The organism is Photorhabdus akhurstii, assembly GCF_018448925.1.
Taxonomy (GTDB): Bacteria; Pseudomonadota; Gammaproteobacteria; order Enterobacterales; family Enterobacteriaceae; genus Photorhabdus; species Photorhabdus akhurstii.
In genome coordinates, this window is the sequence record NZ_RCWE01000003.1 from 126,336 (window position 1) to 146,658 (window position 20,323).

The following is a 20,323-nucleotide window of genomic DNA, read 5'->3' on the forward strand; positions in this document are numbered from 1 at the left end:
AGTTTTACGGATAATCTGCAAACCGCATTGTTGAGTAATATTGGTAATCAGATTAATGCGGAAGGCGCCAAACTGATTGGGGATAATGGGGAGGTTTTAGGCCACTCAGGCAAGATATTGAGCCATGCGGTTGTGGCGGGCATCAGCGCTGAAATCGCTGGAGGTGATGCCAAAGGGGCGGCTGAATTAGCTGCAATCACAATGGAAAGCAGGCTATTTGAACCGGCGTATAAGAATGAAACTGAGCGACAAATCCATAAGCTTCAGGAAGCGCTGACAGGTAATGAAGTTAAGGCTCAGACCGCTAAATTTGTCGGGGCGTTGTCAGGCGCACTGATTAGCCATACCCCGGAAGGTGCTTACAGTGCAGCGAACAGCGCGGAGCTTGTCTATCGAAATAACATGACTGAGCATATGTTGTATCAGTTATCGGTGGATAATCAAAAAGATATCTTAGCGGCAGGAAAAGGAGATAAAGCTGCGGAAGAGCGCGTCATTGCGCGGCGGAATGCCGCGATTGCCGTTACCGCAGTGGCGGCAGGCGGTTACGCGCTGGTTTATGGCGGTCAGATACTGATTGCGGGTTCGGCTGAAATAGCAACGGCAGGGCGTGTTGCACTTGAAGGTTGTAAAACCAATCCGGCGCTGTGCCTGAATAACGTGGGCATTTTTGTCGCTGATACGGTTGCGCCAGAAGCGGCCATTGGGACTGGTGTTTTGGCTGCTGGCACGGTAAAGGTATTAGGTAATACCAAAGAAGGTGCAAAGAATCTGGCAGAAGGATTGAGTAATACCTCAAAACCGTTGTTAAGAAATGCTAAGCCTGATACTGATGCCGTAGCTAGTTTGGTGAAGAATACACGGAATCAATCTACAAATATACGGATAAATGAAATATCAGAATTATTTGAATATAGTCACCCAAGAACGGGGATCCAGATCGGTGATAGGACATTGATTGAGATGCCAAATAAAGGAAATGCGAAAATATTTAGTGGTGCTTCAGAAGCTGAGGTTAAACAGTATTTTATGGAGCTTACTGGAAGTGAAAATTTACCAGCAGGGAGAAGCATTCCTGGTAAGGGAAATATTTATACAGTTAAAACCCCTAAAGGTACATTTAACCTAAGGGATTTTTCAGCATCATCCAGTGAAACAGGAAGCGCGTGGACCATTGATATACCAAGAGGTGTAGGTAAACCTAACGCTCCTGTTGAAATTAAATTTTTGAAGTGAGGTGCTTTATGAAACTTGTACCTAATTTTGAGCAAATAGTTAATGACTCTAGAGGATTATGGTTGTCTGGCCTGTTTAGTTCAATTATAGGCTGGAATCCTGGTTATGATTTACCGGCATATAAGGAAATGTTTTTTATCACACTGAAAATATTGTTGGATAAGGATATTATACGTTTTTGTGAACCAACAGATCCTCTAGGTCATGATATTACTCATTGGAAAACTGATAGTAATACAATAATCCGCTATCTTCGAGAATGTTGGCCAGAAGGTATATCTCATGAAGATGATGAAAATCTGATCACATATTTTTATGAAGTTCCAGCCATTCTATGGTCAGATGGTACTGGCAATTATTTAGGCTCCTAACGGTAGATTAGCTTTTAGTCATTGTGAAGTGATCTTAAAGAGTTGGATTACACTAAACTGTGAGATCTCTGACCTTGCAAACGGGGCGCATATTGTTCCAGCTAACCCTATTCAGCATTGAGGTTTTTTTATGATGTTAAAAACTATACCAGACGAGTTGTTTATATGGGTGTCAAAAGCTCTTCTTGGAGAAATTTATCCGGCTATTAGAGCAATAGCCGTTGGATTCAATAATGAAGAGAATCTCCTAACATTAAGATATTATCTTGATCGTGAACCGACAGAAGAAGATTACGAAAGTTTAGATATAGTCATAGCGAATATTTTAGCTCACACATCATCTAATAACGATATTAGAGGTGTAAACGATGAGGTAGTTTTCTCTACAAAACCATTTAGAGATCTTGATAGCTTAAGTGGTTTTATATACATAAGAAGAGAATATTAGAGGTTAATGTAGGTATCGCGATTAACGGCGGCAGTTTTACGGATAATCTGCAAACCGCGTTGTTGAGTAATATTGGTAATCAGATTAATGCGGAAAGCGCCAAACTGATTGGGGATAATGGGGAGGTTTTAGGCCACTCAGGCAAGATATTGAGCCATTCGGTTGTGGCGGGCATCAGCGCTGAAATCGCTGGAGGTGATGCCAAAGGGGCGGCTGTAGGTGCGCTGGCGGCTGAATTAGCGGCAATCACAATGGAAAGCAGGCTATTTGAACCGGCGTATAAGAATGAAACAGAGCGACAAATCCATAAGCTTCAGGAAGCGCTGACGGGTAATGAAGTTAAGGCCCAGACCGCTAAATTTGTCGGGGCGTTGTCAGGCGCACTGATTAGCCATACCCCGGAAGGCGCTTACAGTGCGGCGAACAGCGCGGAGCTTGTCTATCGAAATAACATGACTGAGCACATGTTGTACCAGTTATCGGTAGATAATCAAAAAGACATCTTAGCGGCAGGAAAAGGGGATAAAGCTGCGGAAGAGCGCGTCATTGCGCGGCGGAATGCCGCGATTGCCGTTACCGCAGTGGCGGCAGGCGGTTACGCGCTGGTTTATGGCGGTCAGATACTGATTGCGGGTTCGGCTGAAATAGCAACGGCAGGGCGTGTTGCGCTTGAAGGTTGTAAAACCAATCCGGCGCTGTGCCTGAATAACGTGGGCATTTTTGTCGCTGATACGGTTGCGCCAGAAGCGGCCATTGGGACTGGTGTTTTGGCTGCTGGCACGGTAAAGGTATTAGGTAATACCAAAGAAGGTGCAAAGAATCTGGCAGAAGGATTGAGTAATACCTCAAAACCGTTGTTAAGAAATGCTAAGCCTGATACTGATGCCGTAGCTAGTTTGATTGAAAATGAGAGATTGTATGCTGGAAAGGGGACGACAGAATTAGCGAAACCGACTCAAGCTTGGGGAGGTTACTTGGATGCTGAGAAAGCCGTTCTGCAATCAGCGGCAATGAAGCAACAAGTCATGGATGTAAGGGCTGGTTTACCTTCAGCCTTGAGACGAGAAGGTAATGTTGCGGTTGCCAATATTAGTGTAGAAGGTTTGCCATCACAGATGTCAGCTCATAGCCGAATTGATGCTCCAACACTAGCACAGGCTGCTCAGGGCATTGTTGGTAAAAGTAGTGGAATATTCACAACACAAACCTTACCAAATAAAGCTGGAGCAATGATCCCTAGAGCTACTGATTCAGAAGCTAAAATTTTAGATAATATTGCTCAGAAACTTGGTAACAATACATTCGCTAAAGGTACAGTGAATATTTTTACTGAACGACCTGCATGTGCAAGTTGCCTCAGTGTTGTAGATCAGTTCAGGGCTAAATATCCCAATATACAAGTTAATGTATTGGATAATAACGGTATTGTCTTAAGACCACCGAGGAAAAATTAATGGAAGAACGAACCATTTATTCAGAAATTAAAGAATGGCTATTAGAGTCATATTTTATGAGTTGTAGAGATCGTAGGAATAGTGAAGACGGTTGGACACATGAATCGATAGTTGCTGATATTTATGATGGGTATACATCAAGTTTTAACTATCCTATTGAGTATCTAATGCTAGAAGTTGTAGCTTTAGTGTTAGTTGGTGGTTGGTATCCTGCTCAAGTGGAATATCACCAAGAAGAAATATCTCGATTATTAACTGAAAATAAGCTTGATGATTTATTAGCTGTTGTACCTAAGGAAGAAGCAGAAGAACTTCTTCATGATATGAATATCCTAAAACTCATCTGAGTAATGGCCCGGCCTAGAGCCGGGCTATAAGCTTGTCATTTAAATAGCTATGGAAAAATGAGGGAGAATTTTCGCATCATCGAAAATTTCAGATAGCGTGTTGTCGGTCAGGGGGGATTCTGATTTACACAAAAATATGCTGTATCAGTTATCGGTAGAGAATCAAAAAGACATCTTGGCGGCAGGCGGTTACGCGTTGGTTTATGGTGGTCAGATACTGATTGCGGGTTCGGCTGAAATAGCAACGGCAGGGCGTGTTGCGCTTGAAGGTTGTAAAACCAATCCGGCGCTGTGCCTGAATAACGTGGGTATTTTTGTCGCTGATGCGGTCGCGCCAGAAGCGGCGGTTGGACCGGCGTTTTGGCTGCTGGCACGGTAAAGGTATTAGGTAATACCAAAGAAAGTGCTAAGGATTTGGCGGAAGGATTGAGTAATACCTCAAAACCGCTGTTAAGAAATGCTAAGCCTGATACTGATTCCGTAGCTAGTTTGATCGAAAATGAGAAGTTGTATGCTGGAAAGGGGACGACGACCATCATAACCCCAGAAGGTATCAGTTTCCAGATTAACCAGCCAAAGCATTTAGCGACTGTAGATGGTTTTTCTCAAAAATCAGGTATTAGTGGGGCACACAATGCTGATGCGTTTAATACAGCTGTCAAACAATATAACGTAAAAATTGTGAGTGAAACACCTACAGGAGTGAATGGGATGACTAATATTCAATATCAAGTGCCTGCCTTTGATCGTGCAGGTAATGTAATTGGATATAAATCAGAAGTAAAAACTAAAACAGTCTATGATCCGAAAGTATTTACAGATCAAAAAATATTAGACTTAGGCCAACAAGCTGCGGCTAAAGGATATAAAGATGCGATGTCAAGTTCTAAAGGGATTGCGGATGCAACTGTAAATGGAGTTACCTTTAGAATTTATGTAGACAAAATAACTGGGGAAGTTCGCAATTTTCATCCCAAATAAGGTAGATAATGAATATTAAATTATTTGAACAAATCAACTATGATTCTAATGAGATGATTACAACGTATTTTGATGTTATGTATAGTGATAATCGACTTTTAGAGGCTATAGGTTATCTTATTAAAAAAATAGGATTTAGTACCGATGGCGCATACTGCCATTTTCCAGATATGAACAGCTATGATGAAGAAGATCATTTTGAAGGTGTTCAGTTTGCTGTTGGTTATCCGCCAACTGATGAAGATACAATAACAGTCAGTGAAGAAACCTGTTATCACTATGTCAGATTAGCTGGTGAAAAGTATCTTGAGATTCATCCAGAAGATATAGATAAGGTTAATGAGCTACTGGCAAAAATACCAATATAAAATCAATATTCCCCGGTCATGTGAATTGCACCCCAAAAGTTAGACACTAATTGATTAAGGTGTAGTTCATTCAATCGTGGGCTATATTCTTCTATTTTTATGACAACTGGTTTGCCAGCATAAAAACCGAGTTGTTCCAGTCAGAACCCTTTGCCGTCACCGCAGTAGCAGCAGGCGGCTATGCGCTGGTTTATGGCGGTCAGATACTGATTGCGGGTTCGGCTGAAATAGCAACCGCAGGGCGTGTTGCGCTTGAAGGTTGTAAAACCAATCCGGCGCTGTGCCTGAATAACGTGGGCATTTTTGTAGCTGATACGGTTGCGCCAGAAGCGGCGGTTAGGACCGGCGTTTTGGCTGCGGGAACGGTAAAGGTATTAGGTAACACCAAAGAAGGTGCTAAGGATCTGGCGGAAGGATTGAGTCACGCCTCAAAACCGCTGTTAAGAAATGATAAGCCTAATACTGATGCCGTAGCTAGTTTGGTGAAGAATGTATCTACAAAAGAAACCATAGCCCCGAAAGTTACAGCTAAATTAGAAGTGAATGGAAAAATATTTACTGATACGAATCAAACAGCAAGAGCTTCTGAACAGGCAAATGCGAAACAAGGTACTCTAATTGCTGACAGGATTTTGGCAAAAAAAATAGCTAAAGGTAAAGAATTACCAAACGGCAATATGGCAACTGCTCATGCGGAGATCGGTGCCATCCAACAAGCCTATGATGCAGGTGTTTCAAAAGGTGCTGATTTAAAAATAACAGTAGTAGGAAAAGATGTTTGTGGTTATTGCAAAGGAGATATTGCAGCAGCAGCCGATGTTGCAGGTGCAAAATCAGTTACTGTCAATGCTGTAGATGATATAACTGGTTTACCGAAAACATATATTTGGCAATCAGGAATGAAATCCTTACGGGAGGTTAAATGAATATAGATATGGTTATTGGGGGATTTATTCTTACATGTTTAGGAGAGAGAGAGCAGCTTTCCCCGGTTATAAGACCTTCTGAACAGGACCTATACCGATTGTTAGAATATATGCGTGATAGAACCGGTGTATTGACTATAAGAAATAATTTCGCTGATGAATCAGGCCCTTATCAATTATCTTTGTATTCACAAGATAATAATTACCTACTATTATTAAGTGAATTTGATATAGAAGGTGAACATAATGTAAGAACACCAAATAATGACAATGCCTCTGGAAATTGCATTGATATTTTAGGTGAAATGCATAGTGATAAAACTTTAGTTCAAAATTTCGATTTTATATATCGCGTATTTAAAGAATTTTTTAACACAGGCAATGTATCAAAAGAACTTCTAAATTAAACAACAATCCCGGCACTGTGAGCTGTGCCGGGGCTAAACGGTTCAACGCTCACGCTGTGCCTGAATAATGTGGGTATTTTTGTAGCTGATGCGGTTGCGCCAGAAGCGGCGGTTGGGACCGGCGTTTTGGTGTCTAACTCTGTTCTTATTTTGGACAAAAGCAAAGAGAGCGCCAGTGCATTGACAAAAGCGTTAAATGAATCCGCGAGTGTTTTATCGAAAACTGGGAAGTTCGAAGAAAAAGCAGTCGCACAAGATCATTCAAGCTGAAATGAAAAGTGATGTACTGTCAAAATCAACTCTTGATGCTTTGCAAGCAGTTCAAAAGATACATAAAGAAGATATTCTGAAGATTTTTGATCGTAATAATACCGAAAGTGATTTGATGGTTTTTGGACAAAAATTTAAGCAAGTGTTAGGTGAGGGAGGTAGCAACAAAGCTGGTAATGTTAAAGTGTTTGCGACCGAAAAATTGACTGAGCAGAATATCCGCGCTTATGCAGAAAGTTTAACGGGTGGAGTACCTTTCACAGAAATACCTAATAAACCTGGTCGTTATTATGCCAAGTTAGCAAACGGTAGTACCGTAAACTTGCGTAAAGTTTCAACCAGTGCATATGCCACTATTGAAGATTTCCCTGAACTGTTACGTAAAGGAATTGCTGTTTCTTATACGTTAGATTTTACAAAAGATCGATTGTTGGATAATGATAAAATTAATGAATATTTTCCTAGGATGTATTCATAGTTTTCTTGCTTGTGTTGAGTAAACGTCGAGCACAATATCCGTATCATTGGAACGGGAGATACACAGGCTCAAAAGAACGGCGGTGATATTCAGGTGCAGCGCAGTAAACTGGATGCGATATCGTTGCAGTTAAAACAGGGTATTGTACTGAAATAGACAGAGATCTTCAGATGTGGGATCTCTGACTTCGCCTGACAAAGCATTTTTAAACTCTCATTTTTTCAATGAAAGCTCCATAAGGCGTTTTACTTTTCAAAGCAGCAGAACTAGCGGCCATAACGCTGGATAAAACCTTTAGCGACCTGATGGCAATTCAGGCATTAAAGAAGGTGCCAAGAATCTGGCAGGAGAATTGAGTAATACCTCAAAACCGCTGTTAAGAAATGCTAAGCCTGATACCCATGCCGTAACTAGCTTGATTGAAAATGAGAAGTTGTATGCTGGAAAGGGGACGACGACCATCATAACCCCAGAAGGTATCAGTTTCCAGATTAACCAGCCAAAGCATTTAGCGACTGTAGATGGTTTTTCTCAAAAATCAGGTATTAGTGGGGCACACAATGCTGATGCGTTTAATACAGCTGTCAAACAATATAACGTAAAAATTGTGAGTGAAACACCTACAGGAGTGAATGGGATGACTAATATTCAATATCAAGTGCCTGCCTTTGATCGTGCAGGTAATGTAATTGGATATAAATCAGAAGTAAAAACTAAAACAGTCTATGATCCGAAAGTATTTACAGATCAAAAAATATTAGACTTAGGCCAACAAGCTGCGGCTAAAGGATATAAAGATGCGATGTCAAGTTCTAAAGGGATTGCGGATGCAACTGTAAATGGAGTTACCTTTAGAATTTATGTAGACAAAATAACTGGGGAAGTTCGCAATTTTCATCCCAAATAAGGTAGATAATGAATATTAAATTATTTGAACAAATCAACTATGATTCTAATGAGATGATTACAACGTATTTTGATGTTATGTATAGTGATAATCGACTTTTAGAGGCTATAGGTTATCTTATTAAAAAAATAGGATTTAGTACCGATGGCGCATACTGCCATTTTCCAGATATGAACAGCTATGATGAAGAAGATCATTTTGAAGGTGTTCAGTTTGCTGTTGGTTATCCGCCAACTGATGAAGATACAATAACAGTCAGTGAAGAAACCTGTTATCACTATGTCAGATTAGCTGGTGAAAAGTATCTTGAGCTTCATCCAGAAGATATAGATAAGGTTAATGAGCTACTGGCAAAAATACCAATATAAAATCAATATTCCCCGGTCATGTGAATTGCACCCCAAAAGTTAGACACTAATTGATTAAGGTGCAATTCATCCAATCGGGGCTATATTCTTCTATTTTTATGACAACTGGTTTGCCAGCATAAAAGCCGAGCTGTTCCAGTTAGAACCCTGTAATAGTGAGTTGAGGTCGATGAAAAATATGGCCGGGTAGTTACAGTAGACTTTGGGATTATAAGACAATGAATAAATTAAATAATATTACTCTTACTGAGTACGACTTTAGACAACTTAATTTGATGAAAGAAACTCTAGGAGCATATGTTGAAAATAAAATTCCTTTAAATGTACTAATTGATCGCTTAAGAGATTTATTGGATTGCTTACAAGATGTGAATAATGAATGGAAGGAGCAGTTTTATGAGCATTGGCTGAGTTTGGAGCAAGTTTATGCTGTAGCTTTAGATAGAAATGAACCACTAAGTCAATATGAAAGTTATATTAATGATTCAGTTAAGGGACTGAATAGCCTGTTAGGATTGTGATTAAAAGATACCGATTTTTTTAAGCTATACCCTAATTTCTGGATAGTTTTATCCGATGGTTAGCATGACTTGGGGCCGGTATTGTGTACCGGACTCAGGACATTCAATTTTAAAGGTTTTGTAGAGGCTAAAAGCGCATTAGATTATCTTGCTACTGCAATCGCTATTATTCCCGGTGCGGGTGATGCCGCTGGAAAAACTATCAAGGCGGTAGAGAAAGCCTTACAGAAAGGTGATATTGGGGAAGCTTCCAAACTGCTCAATAAGGCCAGTGATGAAATTACATCAGTCTCACGCCCTAGCCATAGAAAATCAGAAATTGATGTCGGGAAAGATTTGGGGGATGGAATGGTCAGGTTACATTTAAAGAGGGTAAGGAAGTCCCCTATGGAACTAAAGGCAGTGTTCGTCCAGACTGGTGTCAGGGCAATGTTTGTAGTGTTGAAGTGAAGAACTATAATATTGCAACGAACAAAAATGGCTTGATTAATAATGTTGCCAGACAGGCGATTGAACGGCAGAAGAATCTACCTGCGGGGATGAGACAAGAAGTTGTTATTGATATTCGAGGGCAACATGTTACACAAAGGCAAAAGGATACGATCATTCAGGGAATAGTTCAAAAATCGAATGGTGCAATCAGTCCGACAGATATAGGGTTTAAAACAAAATGAAAAACATAGGGTTTCATGGTGGCCATACTGTTTATGAACATGGTCCTGCTTCAGATGTGGTTGTTTTTTTTCAGTGTATAACGACTTATGCCGAATATGTTCAATCTGAATATGATTTTAGTTTATTAACGGATCGTCTTTATCGTCGTTATCTGAAACAAGATGAGCTCAAACCAGCAGAGGAGCTTATGTCTATTGTTGAATATTTATTTAGTAAAATTCAGAGTAATACAGTAGATTGGCAAAAGATGGGAGGAGATACTGAGTTAACCAATCTGGATTTTAAGCAGCCAACATTAAATCTTGTATTTATGGATTATTTCCGTCGTTTTATTGATGCTAAGGAGTCTGCAAAATCATTTTTAGACACATTTAAAATATATCAACCAGTAAAAATAGTGATCTCCGATTTACCATGGTTTATTGATGATAAAAATCGCCCTCTTGAGCAATACGATGCCTTAGATCCAGATGATCCACCATTCTGGTTACGTTAAAGAAGTTCTCGATATGCTGAACTGACCTAAAGAATTGGACAGGTTACACTAAACAGATAATGATATCTGAGTTCGGAATTCTACCGGACTCAGGACATTCAATTTTAAAGGTTTTGTAGAGGCTAAAAGCGCATTAGATTATCTTGCTACTGCAATCGCTATTATTCCAGGTGCGGGTGATGCCGCCGGGAAAACTATCAAGGCGGTAGAGAAAGCCTTACAGAAAGGTGATATTGGGGAAGCTTCCAAACTACTCAATAAGGCCAGTGATGAAATAAAAGTTAAGTGGGTTGATGAAAATGCAAGCATGAGTCAACGGGCAAAAGGCTATAATGATTCTGCATCAGGTGCTCGTTCAAATATTGAAACTAAAAAGGGACAGGCTCCCAGTATTGATAGAATAGACACTGATGGAAAAAACAAGCCTGTTAGGTTTGATGGTGTAGATGATAATGTCATGATAGACAGAAAAATATCTGTTGTGACAACCCGAAAAGCGAAAGATCAGGCATTACGACAATCAGATGCGTTAAAGCGCAATGGTATGACAGGACGTTGGGAAGTACCTGATCAAACTCAGGCGAATAGAGCACAAAAAATGTCTGATGAATTTGGAATCAAAAACATAGAGGTGAAAGTTGTTAAAGAATAGCAATATTAGGCTTGTAAAGGTCATTATTGATCTTGCCATATTTTTGGAGTTTACAAGTGAAGAACTGCTTAATCCGGATTCAGCAATAGAAATAATGGAACAAATGGCAGCGGAACTTCAGTTACTTAATGATGATGAGAAACAAGAGGTAATTAGACTTTTCCAAGATTTATCAGATAATTATACTGGTGAAGTATATGATTATGTAAAAGGATTACCAGGATTTCTTGGCTTAATTTAATAGAAAGAACCCTGACATGTTGAATTGCACCCCAAAAGTTAGATGCTAATTGATTAAGGTGTAGTTCATCCAATTAAAGAGGCAAGGAAGTTCCCTATGGCACTAAAGGCAGTGTTCGTCCAGACTGGTGTCAGGGCAATATTTGTAGTGTTGCAGTGAAAAACTATAATATTGCAACGAACAAAATGGCTTGATTAATAATGTTGCCAGACAGGCGATTGAACGGCAGAAGAATCTACCTGAGGGGATGGAACAACGGATAGTTATTGATGTTCGAGGGCAAACCGTGTCACTAGAACAGGAGAGGGAAATTATTAAAGGCATTGTTCAAAAATCAAATGGAATTATAGACCCAGCGGTGATCGAATTTAAAGGGTAACTCACATGAAACATATCGGTTTTTATGGTGGTAGTTCTATTGTGGAACTTGGTTCTGTTTCAGAAATGACCCAATTTTTTTCTGTCTTAAATGAACAGATACACGATATTAACGATCGAAAAATCTTGTTTCAGTTTTACCAGAAGTATCTTCATCTTTATGAATTAGAAACAGCATCTTCGTAGTAACACAACTCCAGCAGAAATTATCAAAGGAGCAGAAATGCAGATTTTTTAAATATTTTGAAGGAATAGAGCGTTGTATAAAATCCGCTCAAGTATTTCATGAAGACTGGGGTATTTATAAGCCAGTCAGAATAGTGATAACAGACATGCCTGATTTTATGACAGATAGAGATCGCCCTCTTGAGCAATACGATGCTTTAAGCCCAGATGATCCGCCATTCTGGTTACGTTAAAGAAGTTCTCGATATGCTGAATTGACCAAAAAATTGGAATAGCTCAGGTTACACTAAACAGGTAATGATATCTGAGTTCGGAATTCTACCGGACTCAGACCATTCAATTTTAAAGGTTTTGTAGAGGCTAAGAGCGCGTTAGATTATCTGGCCGCCGCAGTGGCGATTATTCCAGGTGCGGGAGATGCCGCTGGGAAGGCTATCAAGGCAGCAGAGAAAGCCTTACAAAAAGGTGACGTTGGCGAAGCTTCCAAACTGATTAATAAGGCCAGTGGTGAAATCTCTGCATATAACTCGGCAACCTATCCGAAATTGAAACATGACTTGGCAAAACAAAATTTGCACAATATCGCTTCACAGGATTCAAGACTAGCCGCAGCGATTAAGGGAGATAATGGTAAGGTTAACTTTGGCATAGGAAATGGAAGTCGTGAAGAAGCTGATCGGTTAGGTAAGATATGGGTTGGTGATGGAGCAAGACCAACCAGTGACGGAACTGGATTAGTTAGTGCTGATGGCACTCGTATATATCGTTTCCCGGCAGAGAAGAAAAATAGCAAGCATTCCTCAACAGGAGTTCAAGCTAATTTTGAAACCTTTAAAATAAACCCATCTACGGGCGATAAGATTAAAGTAGGAAACGGTCATTTGGATATTCAATAGGATAAATTTTTATGAAAGCGGAACTAAAAAGCATTTCTAGTGATGATTATGATCTAGATTTATATTTTCCTGATGACGACGAGAAATTTTTATTAAAGGTCATATTGCGCATTGGTGAAAAAGATAGCAAGGAAGCAGATAATTTTGATTTACTTATTTGTACCCCAAATTGGTTAAAAAATAACCACTGGACTCCTCAATTAATCAGGCACATGTTACTAGTGCGTAAATATGATCTGGATGAAATCACAAAGACGATTACAGATTATATCGACCAGTGCGAAGGTGATGATTGGATGGGAATAGCCCAAAAGCTTTCCCGAGTTTTTGCCTGGGAGTATGAGGATTACCAAGATTAACATTGATAGCCCCGGCCTTATACCTGCCTCTCAATCCGATCTCTTGGTTAAGAGACAGAACTTGGCTGGGGTTTCTTTACCCTCTGGTTACTACTTACCTATCAGCGAAAATTAGTCACAAAGTTGACGGCAATAACATTGGATGAAACCTTTAGCGACCCGATGGCAATTCAGGCCGGTGGTAAAATCATTGGTGGCGCTGCGGGAGCCATTGCAACCAACAGCGCAGAAGGTGCCAACAGTAGTGCCAATGCCGGTGAAATGGTGATTGTCTACAATTCGCTGGTGTCAGGGCAATATTTGTAGTGTTGAAGTGAAGAACTATAATATTGCAACGAACAAAAATGGCTTGATTAATAATGTTGCCAAACAGGCGATTGAGCGGCAGAAGAATCTACCTGCGGGGATGAAACAGGAGGTCGTTATAGATATTCGAGGGTAAGTAGTGACAGCTAAACAACAAGCCGAAATCAGGCGGGGTATCGTTGAAAAATCAAACGGTGCAATACACTCTTCATTAATCAGGTTTAAAGCGGAATGAGGCATATAGGATTTAGTGGAGGTGCTCTTATAGTAGAGTTAGGCACAGTCAATGATGTAGCATTGTTTTTTGAATGTTTGAAACTCTTTGTTGAATGGAAATATCCAAAACAAAACTGGCATCTTTTGACAGATAGACTCTACAAACGCTATTTACGTCTAGAAGATGTAGAAGTTGCTAAAGAGCAGATGATGCAAGCAAGACAGTTATTTATGGAATTGCCGAGTTCAGTTATTGAATGGGATCAGACTATTCTGGCGGATTCTGAAAAGAGTAAGTTGAATCCTGAATTACTAATGCTTTCTGATGTATTCTCACGTTATTTTAGTGCATTTTTAGAATGTCTTGAGTCTGCGGAAGTTATGTACGAAGAATTTAAATCTTATCCTGACTACCAATATGAGCCGTTAAAGGTAGTTATTACAGATATGCCTTTATATTTAGACGATCAACATCGTCCATTAGAACAATACGATGCTTTAAGCCCAGATGATCCGCCATTCTGGTTACGTTAAAGAAGTTCTCGATATGCTGAACTGACCTAAAGAATTGGACAGGTTACACTAAACAGCTAATGATATCTGAGTTCGGAATTCTACCGGACTCAGGCCATTCAATTTTAAAGGTTTTGTAGAGGCTAAAAGCGCATTAGATTATCTTGCTACTGCAATCGCTATTATTCCCGGTGCGGGTGATGCCGCTGGAAAAACTATCAAGGCGGTAGAGAAAGCCTTACAGAAAGGTGATATTGGGGAAGCTTCCAAACTGCTCAATAAGGCCAGTGATGAAATAAGACAGTTACCAAAACCAGGAACTACATCACTCCCCAGTAGTGGTGTTGGAGCGGGAAGTGTTTTCAAAGTTGATGATGCTCAGTTAGGGAAAAAACTTGGAAAGCATGTTGAAGATTTTGGCGGTAATGCATCAAATGCTACAGACAGAAAAATGCTGTTGGATAAAATAAATGATATAGGTAACAACGCAGATAAAACAATCCCAGGAGTTTTTGCTGGACAGGGCCCTAATGGAACAAGAGGTGATGTATTCTTCAAAATAAAGGGTAATGACGTTGTTGTTACTAAACCAGACGGAACTTTTGTTACCATCCTAAAAGATGGGGTTAATAATACTTCTGTCAAAAACGCCTTAAAAGGAGAACCTCGTTGAATATTATTTCTAAAGAAGCCCATGATTGGGGAATGGGCATTATTGGCAACCGTCTTAAATCTGTTCAGGGATTAGTCTATATACTCCATGTAGAGGATATAGAGCACCCTCAAGAATTACTTTTCGAATTTGAAGGGGCTGGTGTATCAAGGAAGATATCTTGCAGTCAAGACGGCTCATCACTAGTTGTATGCAATAAACCGATGTTCGAGAGTGACTTAGGTGAATACGGGAAACAAATAATTAAGGATATATCCCAACATCCAATATTCAATGAATTGATAGGCCAGAAGCTATCTCGTTTTAATGCTATTTACTCTGAAATTGAGCAATGCGTCATTGGTTTTAATTTTATTTTTTGTAGTTATGGTCAGATTAGCTTGCTTAATTTGGGAGATGAAATATATATATATAACGATATTCCAGAGTGTATTTTTCTTGAGGAGAAAATCACTTTAGTAAATATAGTAAATCTATAATTTTAACCCCACTATGAATATGAGCTGCCCCAAAGTTGGGCAGGTTACACTCGGCAGCTAATGATACCTGAGTCCGGAACTTCACCGGACTCAGGCTATTTCACTTTAAGCTGATTCTTTCGTGGTGGTCATAGTGGATAGACTCTTCTATCCACTATTTCATCGTGAGTTCGACACTGGGCACGGCCATTAATGGCAGCAGTTTTACGGATAATCTGCAAACCGCATTGTTGAGTAATATTGGTAATCAGATTAATGCGGAAGGCGCCAGACTGATTGGTGATCAGGGGCAGATTCTGGATGTTCCGGGTAAAGCGATTAGCCATGCCGCAGTGTCTGCGCTGGCGGCGGAAATTGGCGGTGGAGATGCTAAAGGGGCGGCAGTGGGCGCATTAGCCGCAGAACTGGCCGCCATCACCTTGGATAAAACCTTTAGCGACCCGATGGCAATTCAGGTATTAAAGAAGGTGCCAAGAATCTGGCAGAAGGATTAAGTCATACCTCAAAACCGCTGTTAAGAAATGCTAAGCCTGATACTGATGCCGTAGCTAGCTTGATCGAAAATGAGAAGTTGTATGTTGGAAAGAGGGCGATTAACCAACAATACCTTACAGAAATGTCTAAGAATGGTGTCAAATTTTCACCTGAAAATGTCTTAATAGCCGAAAGGTTAGCTGATGGTAAAATAGTGTTTCTTGAGAAAGGTAATTCATTTGCGGGGTTTCAATATATTGTCGGTTAATTAGTTTTTCTTTAATGCTTAATAACGCTTCATTCTATCAACAAAGGTTAAAAGTTTTTAGGATTAAATAAGGTTTCATAATTGTGCTACACCCATTTTTTGTCTTCCTGGCTTTTGCTGTGATGAAAACGATTCCAAAAAGGCATCAACATAATTAAGCAGCTGCCACATAAATTGACAACAATGATTTCGCGTTATTGTCTCATGGAGCGACTGCCATAACCGTTCTATTTTATTTAGCCACGGTGAATAGACCGGTAAAAACAACAGGGTAAATTTGGGATGTCGTGCCAGCCAGTCCTTTACCTTCTGACTTTTATGAATACAGTAGTTATCTAAAATTAATGTGAGGGTTTCCGCATGGGGATATTGTTGCTCCAGTTCAGCTAACATTTTGATAAATAAATCAGAGTTCTTTTTTACTCCTTTAACATAGGTGACTTGCTCTGTTTGGGCATTGAGGCAGCCCGCAAGGTAATATTTTTCATTTTTTCCCGGGGTGATAACCCGTTTTTGCTGACCTTTGAAACACCAGTCCGCGCCGATTTTCGGGTTGAAATCAATATCCATCTCATCTTCATAGAAAACGGGATGTTTTTCTGAGATATTCGCTTTGGCTTGCGTGATCTTTGCCATTTTCTCATCGTATTCAGGATCAGGTTGTTTTACCGTGGGTGCCGCTCTGCGCCAGACAATCCCCGCCTGAGCAAAGTAACGATAGAGCACATTTTGTGTCAGAGAGAGGTTGAGTCATTCATTGAGGGTATGAGTCATGAGCTCAAGGCTCCAGCGAGAGCGAAGATAGCCTAACTTTTGGGGGGATTGCTGTAATAAGAAAAGCAATAAGTTATAGAGAGGGGTGAGATCCCAGACAGCAGGTCGGCCAGCCGGTAAACTTTTGAGCCCTTCGAGCCCATATAATGTAAACCACTCAACCCAACGATTGACGGAAGAGCGTGCGGCATGAAGGGTTTTGGCGACATAAGTCACCGTTAATCCCTCATTGAGCATCAATAACGCCGTCAATCGACGGGAATAGTTCTTATCGCGGGTTTTATGGATAAGTTTTCTCATTTTCTGGCATTCATCTTGAGGTATGGGTGCTATGATAGGCATCACTCAGTCCGTGTTGGGGTTTGGGATTTTTTGCAATTGATCAGATCGCAAAAATCGGACTGAGTTCCCTCCAAGTGATCTATTATTTTGAAAAGTTATTTAGCTGAGTCAAACATAGCCGCTTATTGATAATTCTGGGTTTTCTATACTATATCATGGTCGTAGACGCAATATTAGAACGTTCACGACCATGTACTGGCAATTATAAAGCCACCATTTCAGTACAATTTTAAATCTAAATTATATGACATATAAACTCGTTATTCTTAGATTCAGCCAAATCTCACAACCTATCTATTTCCTCTCATTCCCTTAATCAAATGAAAATGTTTAATACCTAGAAGTATTTAGTCCCAAATCTTGATGATACAACACATCCACTTGCAATGAATCAAAAAAGAAAAGTGCCACAATATTATGAAAAACTACTCATTGAAAAATAACTTTCCGAATGATTTCTAATGATATGAAGAATTATTACGACCAAATTATCTTTGCCTTCCTGAGTATAAACAATAACTATACCCTATGGATTTCAAAATGCATCGCGACGACAAAGGAGTGAATCCCCGGGAGCATAGCAAACTATGTGACCGGAGTGAACGAATGCAGCCAACGAAGAAGCAACTTCATTTTCATTAGCTATCCTTCTCATAAGAAGAAGGCAATTTAACAAAGAAGGTGTAGATAAAATAACTCAACAAAAAAACAATAAGTCCTACGCAAAATGCCTTTATCACGCTATCCTCTTTAAAAAATAGGCTCCCTGCTATGGAAAATAATATAATGAAACCAGTAGTCATCGTTTCCACAAAGAGGAAGAAAACAACACTTTTCCTTTCATCAAACTCATAAAGGGCTGTATTGATCGCAATACGAGTCATAATAAGACCAACGGATACACCTATCAGACTAAAAAATGAAAGCGTAATAAACTGACTAGCCCCAAGTGGAGAAATTAACAATAAAGTGGATGCAAGCAATGAAACCAAGACCAGTGACTGTTTTAACTTAATACTCGTCTCGAACCGTTTAAGTCTGACCATAATTTGATTACCCATAACTGCGGAAAAAAGATAAATTACAAATGCAACAGATGAACTGCCAAGCCATGCAAGGTAATTGGGAAGATTAAGGTAAACTTGATATTTATATAATAATCCAATGGAATACATAAGTACTATAGATTCAAATATATTTCCTGTAATAAAAAGCAGGGAATTCGGAACGTTTAATTTTACTACCGATAGAAAGTCTTTTAATTTGTAAAATCCCAATACATTATTATTGTTTTTTTCTTTATGAATACAATCAAGATCCTTTTTAGATTGGAAAATCTGTATCAACCTTAATATCATGATCATAGAAAAAATTGCTATTGCAGCCACTTTCTCATTAAAAAAACCAATCAACACAATTGTTATGCCAAGAAGAATAAATGGCAATATCAATCTAATGTAAAGATAATATTTAAAAGAATTGACATAATCTGCTGGTTCTCCGATTTTAAAAATGCTCATCATATTGTATGAAGGTCTGAATGTCGTTTTTAAGCATCCTGTTCCAGCCGCATCACACACAAATGACATAATAATAATAAACCAAGCGAGATAAAAATAACCAATATAAGATAAAGCAAAACCCGCTAAAAGAAGAAATGCGGATAATAGTTTCAACCAAAATCCAATTACAGTTGTTCTCGCTAACCCAAAATTAAAACTCATCATACTACCAGAGGCAAATTCGATAATTAACGAAATAACCAATTGGGAAATAAGTGTAAATTCTAGTGAAAAATTACCTAAATGTTCATTGGTTGCAATAAGGGCCAGCTCAAGTATTGTTACACTCATAGCAACACTGCTATACATAGCATCCGCTCGCGCAATAGTGAGAAGAACCATCTTTACACACTCTCCTTGTAAATTACACCTGGCTCAGTCAGTATCGTTTTATATAAAAATGAAGGAGCAGAAGCACGAGCATAAAACATAATACTCAAATAAAGTGACTCTAGATCATAAGGTACCAAAATATTCTTTTTATCCTTATTATCTTTACTATAAATATAATGTCTCCCTGGATGTTGATTCACATAATCCTCGTAGTCCAGTAATTCTACAAAGAGTTCATTTCCTGAACTTTTTATCTTGTTATAGAAAATATTACATGATGCCGCTGAAATACTATGGCTTGTAGAAGCTTTTATATGAAACTCATCAAAAACATCAATCAAAACACATTCATCAGAAAGAGAAAGAATATATTTCGAAACATAAATCCACCGTTTATGAACCGCACGAGTTATATCTAAAAACCGTCTGACTCTATCAAATAGCAAGTGATTTTCTGCAATGGTTTGGTTGATATTAAACTCTAATAAAGCTCTTCCAGAATAAAGATTCGACATTCTCTCTAAACTATCTTCATTCATATGCAAATCTTGGCGACGTTTCATAGATAGCCTCCCAAATGCTATTAATGTTTAGTTTTTCAACTTGATGGCTAGCACCTTCTTGTTCAAGTAACGTGTTTTCTAGTCGTTTGCACCGTGATTTACACTGTTTATATAACGAAATCAAATCCGCATCAAACGGATCTGAATGCTGATCTAACCACACCGATACCCCCCTCCATTTCCATTTTTTCATCCCGGAAATATGTATCGTTATAATTTTATCCCAAATCACATTATCCATATCAGGCAGAACAGTTGCATCGGACTCAAGTGTTCGGCAATACCCAATATAATGTCCTAAATCGAAGGCAAAATAAGCCTTAGATTCTTCACAAAGTTTAATATAATAATCCCAAAAGTTTATATCACCTAATTCGCTATATACGGGTGGGTTTTCCAAAGCAATCTCTTTTTCAAAAAACTCTCGTGCAAACAAAATATTTTTTGCAGTTACTAGGATACTTTCCTCATTAAGTACAGGATTCGTTTGATGAGGTCCTAGAAAAAGATCTCCACAACGCCATATACCAATATCCTCTTCTAGATAAGAAATAGGTAGTTTTTTTATCAATTTTTTTAAACGAAGCATTTCTTCTTTAATAAGCTTACCTGAGAAATTGATATCAACCGGATGAAAAGAGATCGTCATGTTACCCATATTAGCCATCGCGACAATTTCATCATCAAACTCATCCCATACCCTTGCTCCCAGACTAAAATGCCCAATTTTATGAAAAATGCTATTCCTATCTTTATTTTTTTCATGATAAACGAAACGAAGTTTTTCAATATCACCACTCACACCAATACACATGTCTTTTATTTCATCCATTGATTCCCCCAATCACTAATCTA

33 protein-coding genes and 2 pseudogenes are annotated in these 20,323 nt (G+C 39.1%); 30 read left to right on the forward strand and 5 right to left on the reverse strand.

The genetic code is table 11. The features are described 5' to 3' along the window. The first annotated feature begins 27 nt into the window (after positions 1 to 27). From EAE93_RS24355 to EAE93_RS05345, 27 genes are all read left to right on the forward strand, one after another. Positions 28 to 1,236, forward strand: coding sequence for a DUF637 domain-containing protein (locus EAE93_RS24355; protein WP_250150886.1), 1,209 nt, complete (start codon positions 28 to 30; stop codon positions 1,234 to 1,236). 8 nt (positions 1,237 to 1,244) lie between these two features. Further along, complete coding sequence (locus EAE93_RS05225; RefSeq protein ID WP_065821667.1) at positions 1,245 to 1,607, forward strand: hypothetical protein; 363 nt, start codon at positions 1,245 to 1,247, stop codon at positions 1,605 to 1,607. 130 nt (positions 1,608 to 1,737) lie between these two features. Next, entirely contained in the window at positions 1,738 to 2,055 is a 318-nt protein-coding gene (locus EAE93_RS05230; RefSeq protein ID WP_040154251.1) for a hypothetical protein, read from the forward strand. A 59-nt stretch (positions 2,056 to 2,114) separates the two neighbouring features. After that, on the forward strand, positions 2,115 to 3,509 hold the full coding sequence (locus EAE93_RS25280) for a deaminase domain-containing protein (RefSeq protein WP_250150887.1): 1,395 nt from the start codon (positions 2,115 to 2,117) through the stop codon (positions 3,507 to 3,509). Then, a complete protein-coding gene (locus tag EAE93_RS05240) occupies positions 3,509 to 3,856 on the forward strand; it encodes a hypothetical protein (RefSeq protein ID WP_040150920.1) in 348 nt (115 codons plus the stop codon). Before EAE93_RS25280 ends, EAE93_RS05240 begins: the two co-directional genes overlap by 1 nt. A 136-nt stretch (positions 3,857 to 3,992) precedes the next feature. Then, positions 3,993 to 4,235: a hypothetical protein gene (locus tag EAE93_RS05245; RefSeq protein ID WP_214039230.1), complete on the forward strand. Its 243-nt coding sequence runs from the start codon at positions 3,993 to 3,995 to the stop codon at positions 4,233 to 4,235. Continuing rightward, positions 4,217 to 4,837, forward strand: a complete 621-nt coding sequence (locus EAE93_RS05250) for a CdiA family toxin C-terminal domain-containing protein (RefSeq protein ID WP_214039231.1) — start codon at positions 4,217 to 4,219, stop codon at positions 4,835 to 4,837. The genes EAE93_RS05245 and EAE93_RS05250 overlap by 19 nt, the downstream gene beginning before the upstream one ends. 8 nt (positions 4,838 to 4,845) lie before the next feature. Then, the gene (gene cdiI / locus EAE93_RS05255) at positions 4,846 to 5,205 is read left to right on the forward strand and encodes a ribonuclease toxin immunity protein CdiI (RefSeq protein WP_214039233.1); all 360 of its coding nucleotides are present in this window, start codon (positions 4,846 to 4,848) and stop codon (positions 5,203 to 5,205) included. Between the two features lie 131 nt (positions 5,206 to 5,336). After that, positions 5,337 to 6,131: a cytidine deaminase-like fold-containing protein gene (locus EAE93_RS24365; RefSeq protein WP_250150888.1), complete on the forward strand. Its 795-nt coding sequence runs from the start codon at positions 5,337 to 5,339 to the stop codon at positions 6,129 to 6,131. Then, complete coding sequence (locus EAE93_RS05265) at positions 6,128 to 6,538, forward strand: DUF6911 family protein (RefSeq protein WP_214039234.1); 411 nt, start codon at positions 6,128 to 6,130, stop codon at positions 6,536 to 6,538. Before EAE93_RS24365 ends, EAE93_RS05265 begins: the two co-directional genes overlap by 4 nt. Before the next feature lie 24 nt (positions 6,539 to 6,562). Beyond that, the gene (locus EAE93_RS05270) at positions 6,563 to 6,808 is read left to right on the forward strand and encodes a hypothetical protein (RefSeq protein ID WP_040152663.1); all 246 of its coding nucleotides are present in this window, start codon (positions 6,563 to 6,565) and stop codon (positions 6,806 to 6,808) included. Position 6,809: 1 nt separating this feature from the next. Further along, positions 6,810 to 7,286, forward strand: a complete 477-nt coding sequence (locus EAE93_RS05275; RefSeq protein ID WP_214039235.1) for a DUF769 domain-containing protein — start codon at positions 6,810 to 6,812, stop codon at positions 7,284 to 7,286. A gap of 352 nt (positions 7,287 to 7,638) precedes the next feature. Beyond that, complete coding sequence (locus EAE93_RS05280) at positions 7,639 to 8,193, forward strand: CdiA family toxin C-terminal domain-containing protein (RefSeq protein WP_269468821.1); 555 nt, start codon at positions 7,639 to 7,641, stop codon at positions 8,191 to 8,193. 8 nt (positions 8,194 to 8,201) lie between these two features. Continuing rightward, positions 8,202 to 8,561, forward strand: a complete 360-nt coding sequence (gene cdiI / locus EAE93_RS05285; protein WP_181148423.1) for a ribonuclease toxin immunity protein CdiI — start codon at positions 8,202 to 8,204, stop codon at positions 8,559 to 8,561. A 218-nt stretch (positions 8,562 to 8,779) separates the two neighbouring features. After that, positions 8,780 to 9,082 carry a hypothetical protein gene (locus EAE93_RS05290; protein ID WP_110086751.1) on the forward strand — a complete coding sequence of 101 codons (303 nt, stop codon included), beginning with the start codon at positions 8,780 to 8,782 and terminating at the stop codon, positions 9,080 to 9,082. Between the two features lie 81 nt (positions 9,083 to 9,163). Continuing rightward, positions 9,164 to 9,532 carry a hypothetical protein gene (locus tag EAE93_RS24370; protein ID WP_250150889.1) on the forward strand — a complete coding sequence of 123 codons (369 nt, stop codon included), beginning with the start codon at positions 9,164 to 9,166 and terminating at the stop codon, positions 9,530 to 9,532. Then, the gene (locus EAE93_RS24375; protein WP_250150890.1) at positions 9,529 to 9,756 is read left to right on the forward strand and encodes a hypothetical protein; all 228 of its coding nucleotides are present in this window, start codon (positions 9,529 to 9,531) and stop codon (positions 9,754 to 9,756) included. The genes EAE93_RS24370 and EAE93_RS24375 overlap by 4 nt, the downstream gene beginning before the upstream one ends. Then, positions 9,753 to 10,253 (forward strand): hypothetical protein, encoded by a 501-nt coding sequence (locus EAE93_RS05300; RefSeq protein ID WP_036810725.1) that lies wholly within the window; start codon positions 9,753 to 9,755, stop codon positions 10,251 to 10,253. The genes EAE93_RS24375 and EAE93_RS05300 overlap by 4 nt, the downstream gene beginning before the upstream one ends. A gap of 307 nt (positions 10,254 to 10,560) precedes the next feature. Continuing rightward, on the forward strand, positions 10,561 to 10,905 hold the full coding sequence (locus EAE93_RS05305) for a hypothetical protein (RefSeq protein ID WP_214039236.1): 345 nt from the start codon (positions 10,561 to 10,563) through the stop codon (positions 10,903 to 10,905). Beyond that, positions 10,892 to 11,146 carry a hypothetical protein gene (locus tag EAE93_RS05310; protein ID WP_214039237.1) on the forward strand — a complete coding sequence of 85 codons (255 nt, stop codon included), beginning with the start codon at positions 10,892 to 10,894 and terminating at the stop codon, positions 11,144 to 11,146. The genes EAE93_RS05305 and EAE93_RS05310 overlap by 14 nt, the downstream gene beginning before the upstream one ends. A gap of 190 nt (positions 11,147 to 11,336) precedes the next feature. After that, complete coding sequence (locus EAE93_RS24380; protein ID WP_250150891.1) at positions 11,337 to 11,525, forward strand: hypothetical protein; 189 nt, start codon at positions 11,337 to 11,339, stop codon at positions 11,523 to 11,525. Positions 11,526 to 11,530: 5 nt separating this feature from the next. Beyond that, on the forward strand, positions 11,531 to 11,710 hold the full coding sequence (locus EAE93_RS05320) for a hypothetical protein (protein ID WP_214039238.1): 180 nt from the start codon (positions 11,531 to 11,533) through the stop codon (positions 11,708 to 11,710). A gap of 392 nt (positions 11,711 to 12,102) precedes the next feature. Then, a complete protein-coding gene (locus EAE93_RS05325) occupies positions 12,103 to 12,606 on the forward strand; it encodes a filamentous hemagglutinin (protein WP_238326583.1) in 504 nt (167 codons plus the stop codon). A gap of 11 nt (positions 12,607 to 12,617) precedes the next feature. Beyond that, complete coding sequence (locus EAE93_RS05330; protein WP_040154113.1) at positions 12,618 to 12,965, forward strand: immunity 8 family protein; 348 nt, start codon at positions 12,618 to 12,620, stop codon at positions 12,963 to 12,965. 138 nt (positions 12,966 to 13,103) lie between these two features. Beyond that, positions 13,104 to 13,271: a VENN motif pre-toxin domain-containing protein gene (locus EAE93_RS05335; protein WP_157297563.1), complete on the forward strand. Its 168-nt coding sequence runs from the start codon at positions 13,104 to 13,106 to the stop codon at positions 13,269 to 13,271. After that, positions 13,234 to 13,407 (forward strand): hypothetical protein, encoded by a 174-nt coding sequence (locus EAE93_RS05340; protein ID WP_214039239.1) that lies wholly within the window; start codon positions 13,234 to 13,236, stop codon positions 13,405 to 13,407. Before EAE93_RS05335 ends, EAE93_RS05340 begins: the two co-directional genes overlap by 38 nt. Positions 13,408 to 13,502: 95 nt before the next feature. Beyond that, positions 13,503 to 14,021 (forward strand): hypothetical protein, encoded by a 519-nt coding sequence (locus EAE93_RS05345; RefSeq protein ID WP_036810718.1) that lies wholly within the window; start codon positions 13,503 to 13,505, stop codon positions 14,019 to 14,021. A gap of 138 nt (positions 14,022 to 14,159) precedes the next feature. Here the strand turns inward: EAE93_RS05345 and EAE93_RS05350 are convergent, their stop codons facing one another. Then, positions 14,160 to 14,366 carry a hypothetical protein gene (locus tag EAE93_RS05350; RefSeq protein WP_146110684.1) on the reverse strand — a complete coding sequence of 69 codons (207 nt, stop codon included), beginning with the start codon at positions 14,364 to 14,366 and terminating at the stop codon, positions 14,160 to 14,162. Between the two features lie 91 nt (positions 14,367 to 14,457). On the opposite strand from EAE93_RS05350, the gene EAE93_RS05355 reads away from it, so the two are divergent. The 3 genes and pseudogenes from EAE93_RS05355 to EAE93_RS05365 all read left to right on the forward strand — a co-directional run. Continuing rightward, positions 14,458 to 14,673, forward strand: a complete 216-nt coding sequence (locus EAE93_RS05355) for a hypothetical protein (RefSeq protein ID WP_146110683.1) — start codon at positions 14,458 to 14,460, stop codon at positions 14,671 to 14,673. After that, the gene (locus EAE93_RS05360; RefSeq protein WP_052739693.1) at positions 14,670 to 15,152 is read left to right on the forward strand and encodes a hypothetical protein; all 483 of its coding nucleotides are present in this window, start codon (positions 14,670 to 14,672) and stop codon (positions 15,150 to 15,152) included. Before EAE93_RS05355 ends, EAE93_RS05360 begins: the two co-directional genes overlap by 4 nt. Before the next feature lie 161 nt (positions 15,153 to 15,313). After that, positions 15,314 to 15,595 (forward strand): annotated as a pseudogene (locus tag EAE93_RS05365) (DUF637 domain-containing protein); the annotation flags it as partial. A 374-nt stretch (positions 15,596 to 15,969) separates the two neighbouring features. Here the strand turns inward: EAE93_RS05365 and EAE93_RS05370 are convergent. From EAE93_RS05370 to EAE93_RS05385, 4 genes and pseudogenes are all read right to left on the reverse strand, one after another. Beyond that, a pseudogene (locus EAE93_RS05370) lies at positions 15,970 to 17,010 on the reverse strand (IS630 family transposase). A 638-nt stretch (positions 17,011 to 17,648) separates the two neighbouring features. Continuing rightward, the gene (locus EAE93_RS05375; protein ID WP_036782113.1) at positions 17,649 to 18,914 is read right to left on the reverse strand and encodes a hypothetical protein; all 1,266 of its coding nucleotides are present in this window, start codon (positions 18,912 to 18,914) and stop codon (positions 17,649 to 17,651) included. Between the two features lie 2 nt (positions 18,915 to 18,916). Further along, the gene (locus EAE93_RS05380) at positions 18,917 to 19,468 is read right to left on the reverse strand and encodes a hypothetical protein (protein WP_036782115.1); all 552 of its coding nucleotides are present in this window, start codon (positions 19,466 to 19,468) and stop codon (positions 18,917 to 18,919) included. Further along, positions 19,437 to 20,300: a multinuclear nonheme iron-dependent oxidase gene (locus EAE93_RS05385; protein WP_036782117.1), complete on the reverse strand. Its 864-nt coding sequence runs from the start codon at positions 20,298 to 20,300 to the stop codon at positions 19,437 to 19,439. Before EAE93_RS05385 ends, EAE93_RS05380 begins: the two co-directional genes overlap by 32 nt. Positions 20,301 to 20,323 lie beyond the last annotated feature (23 nt).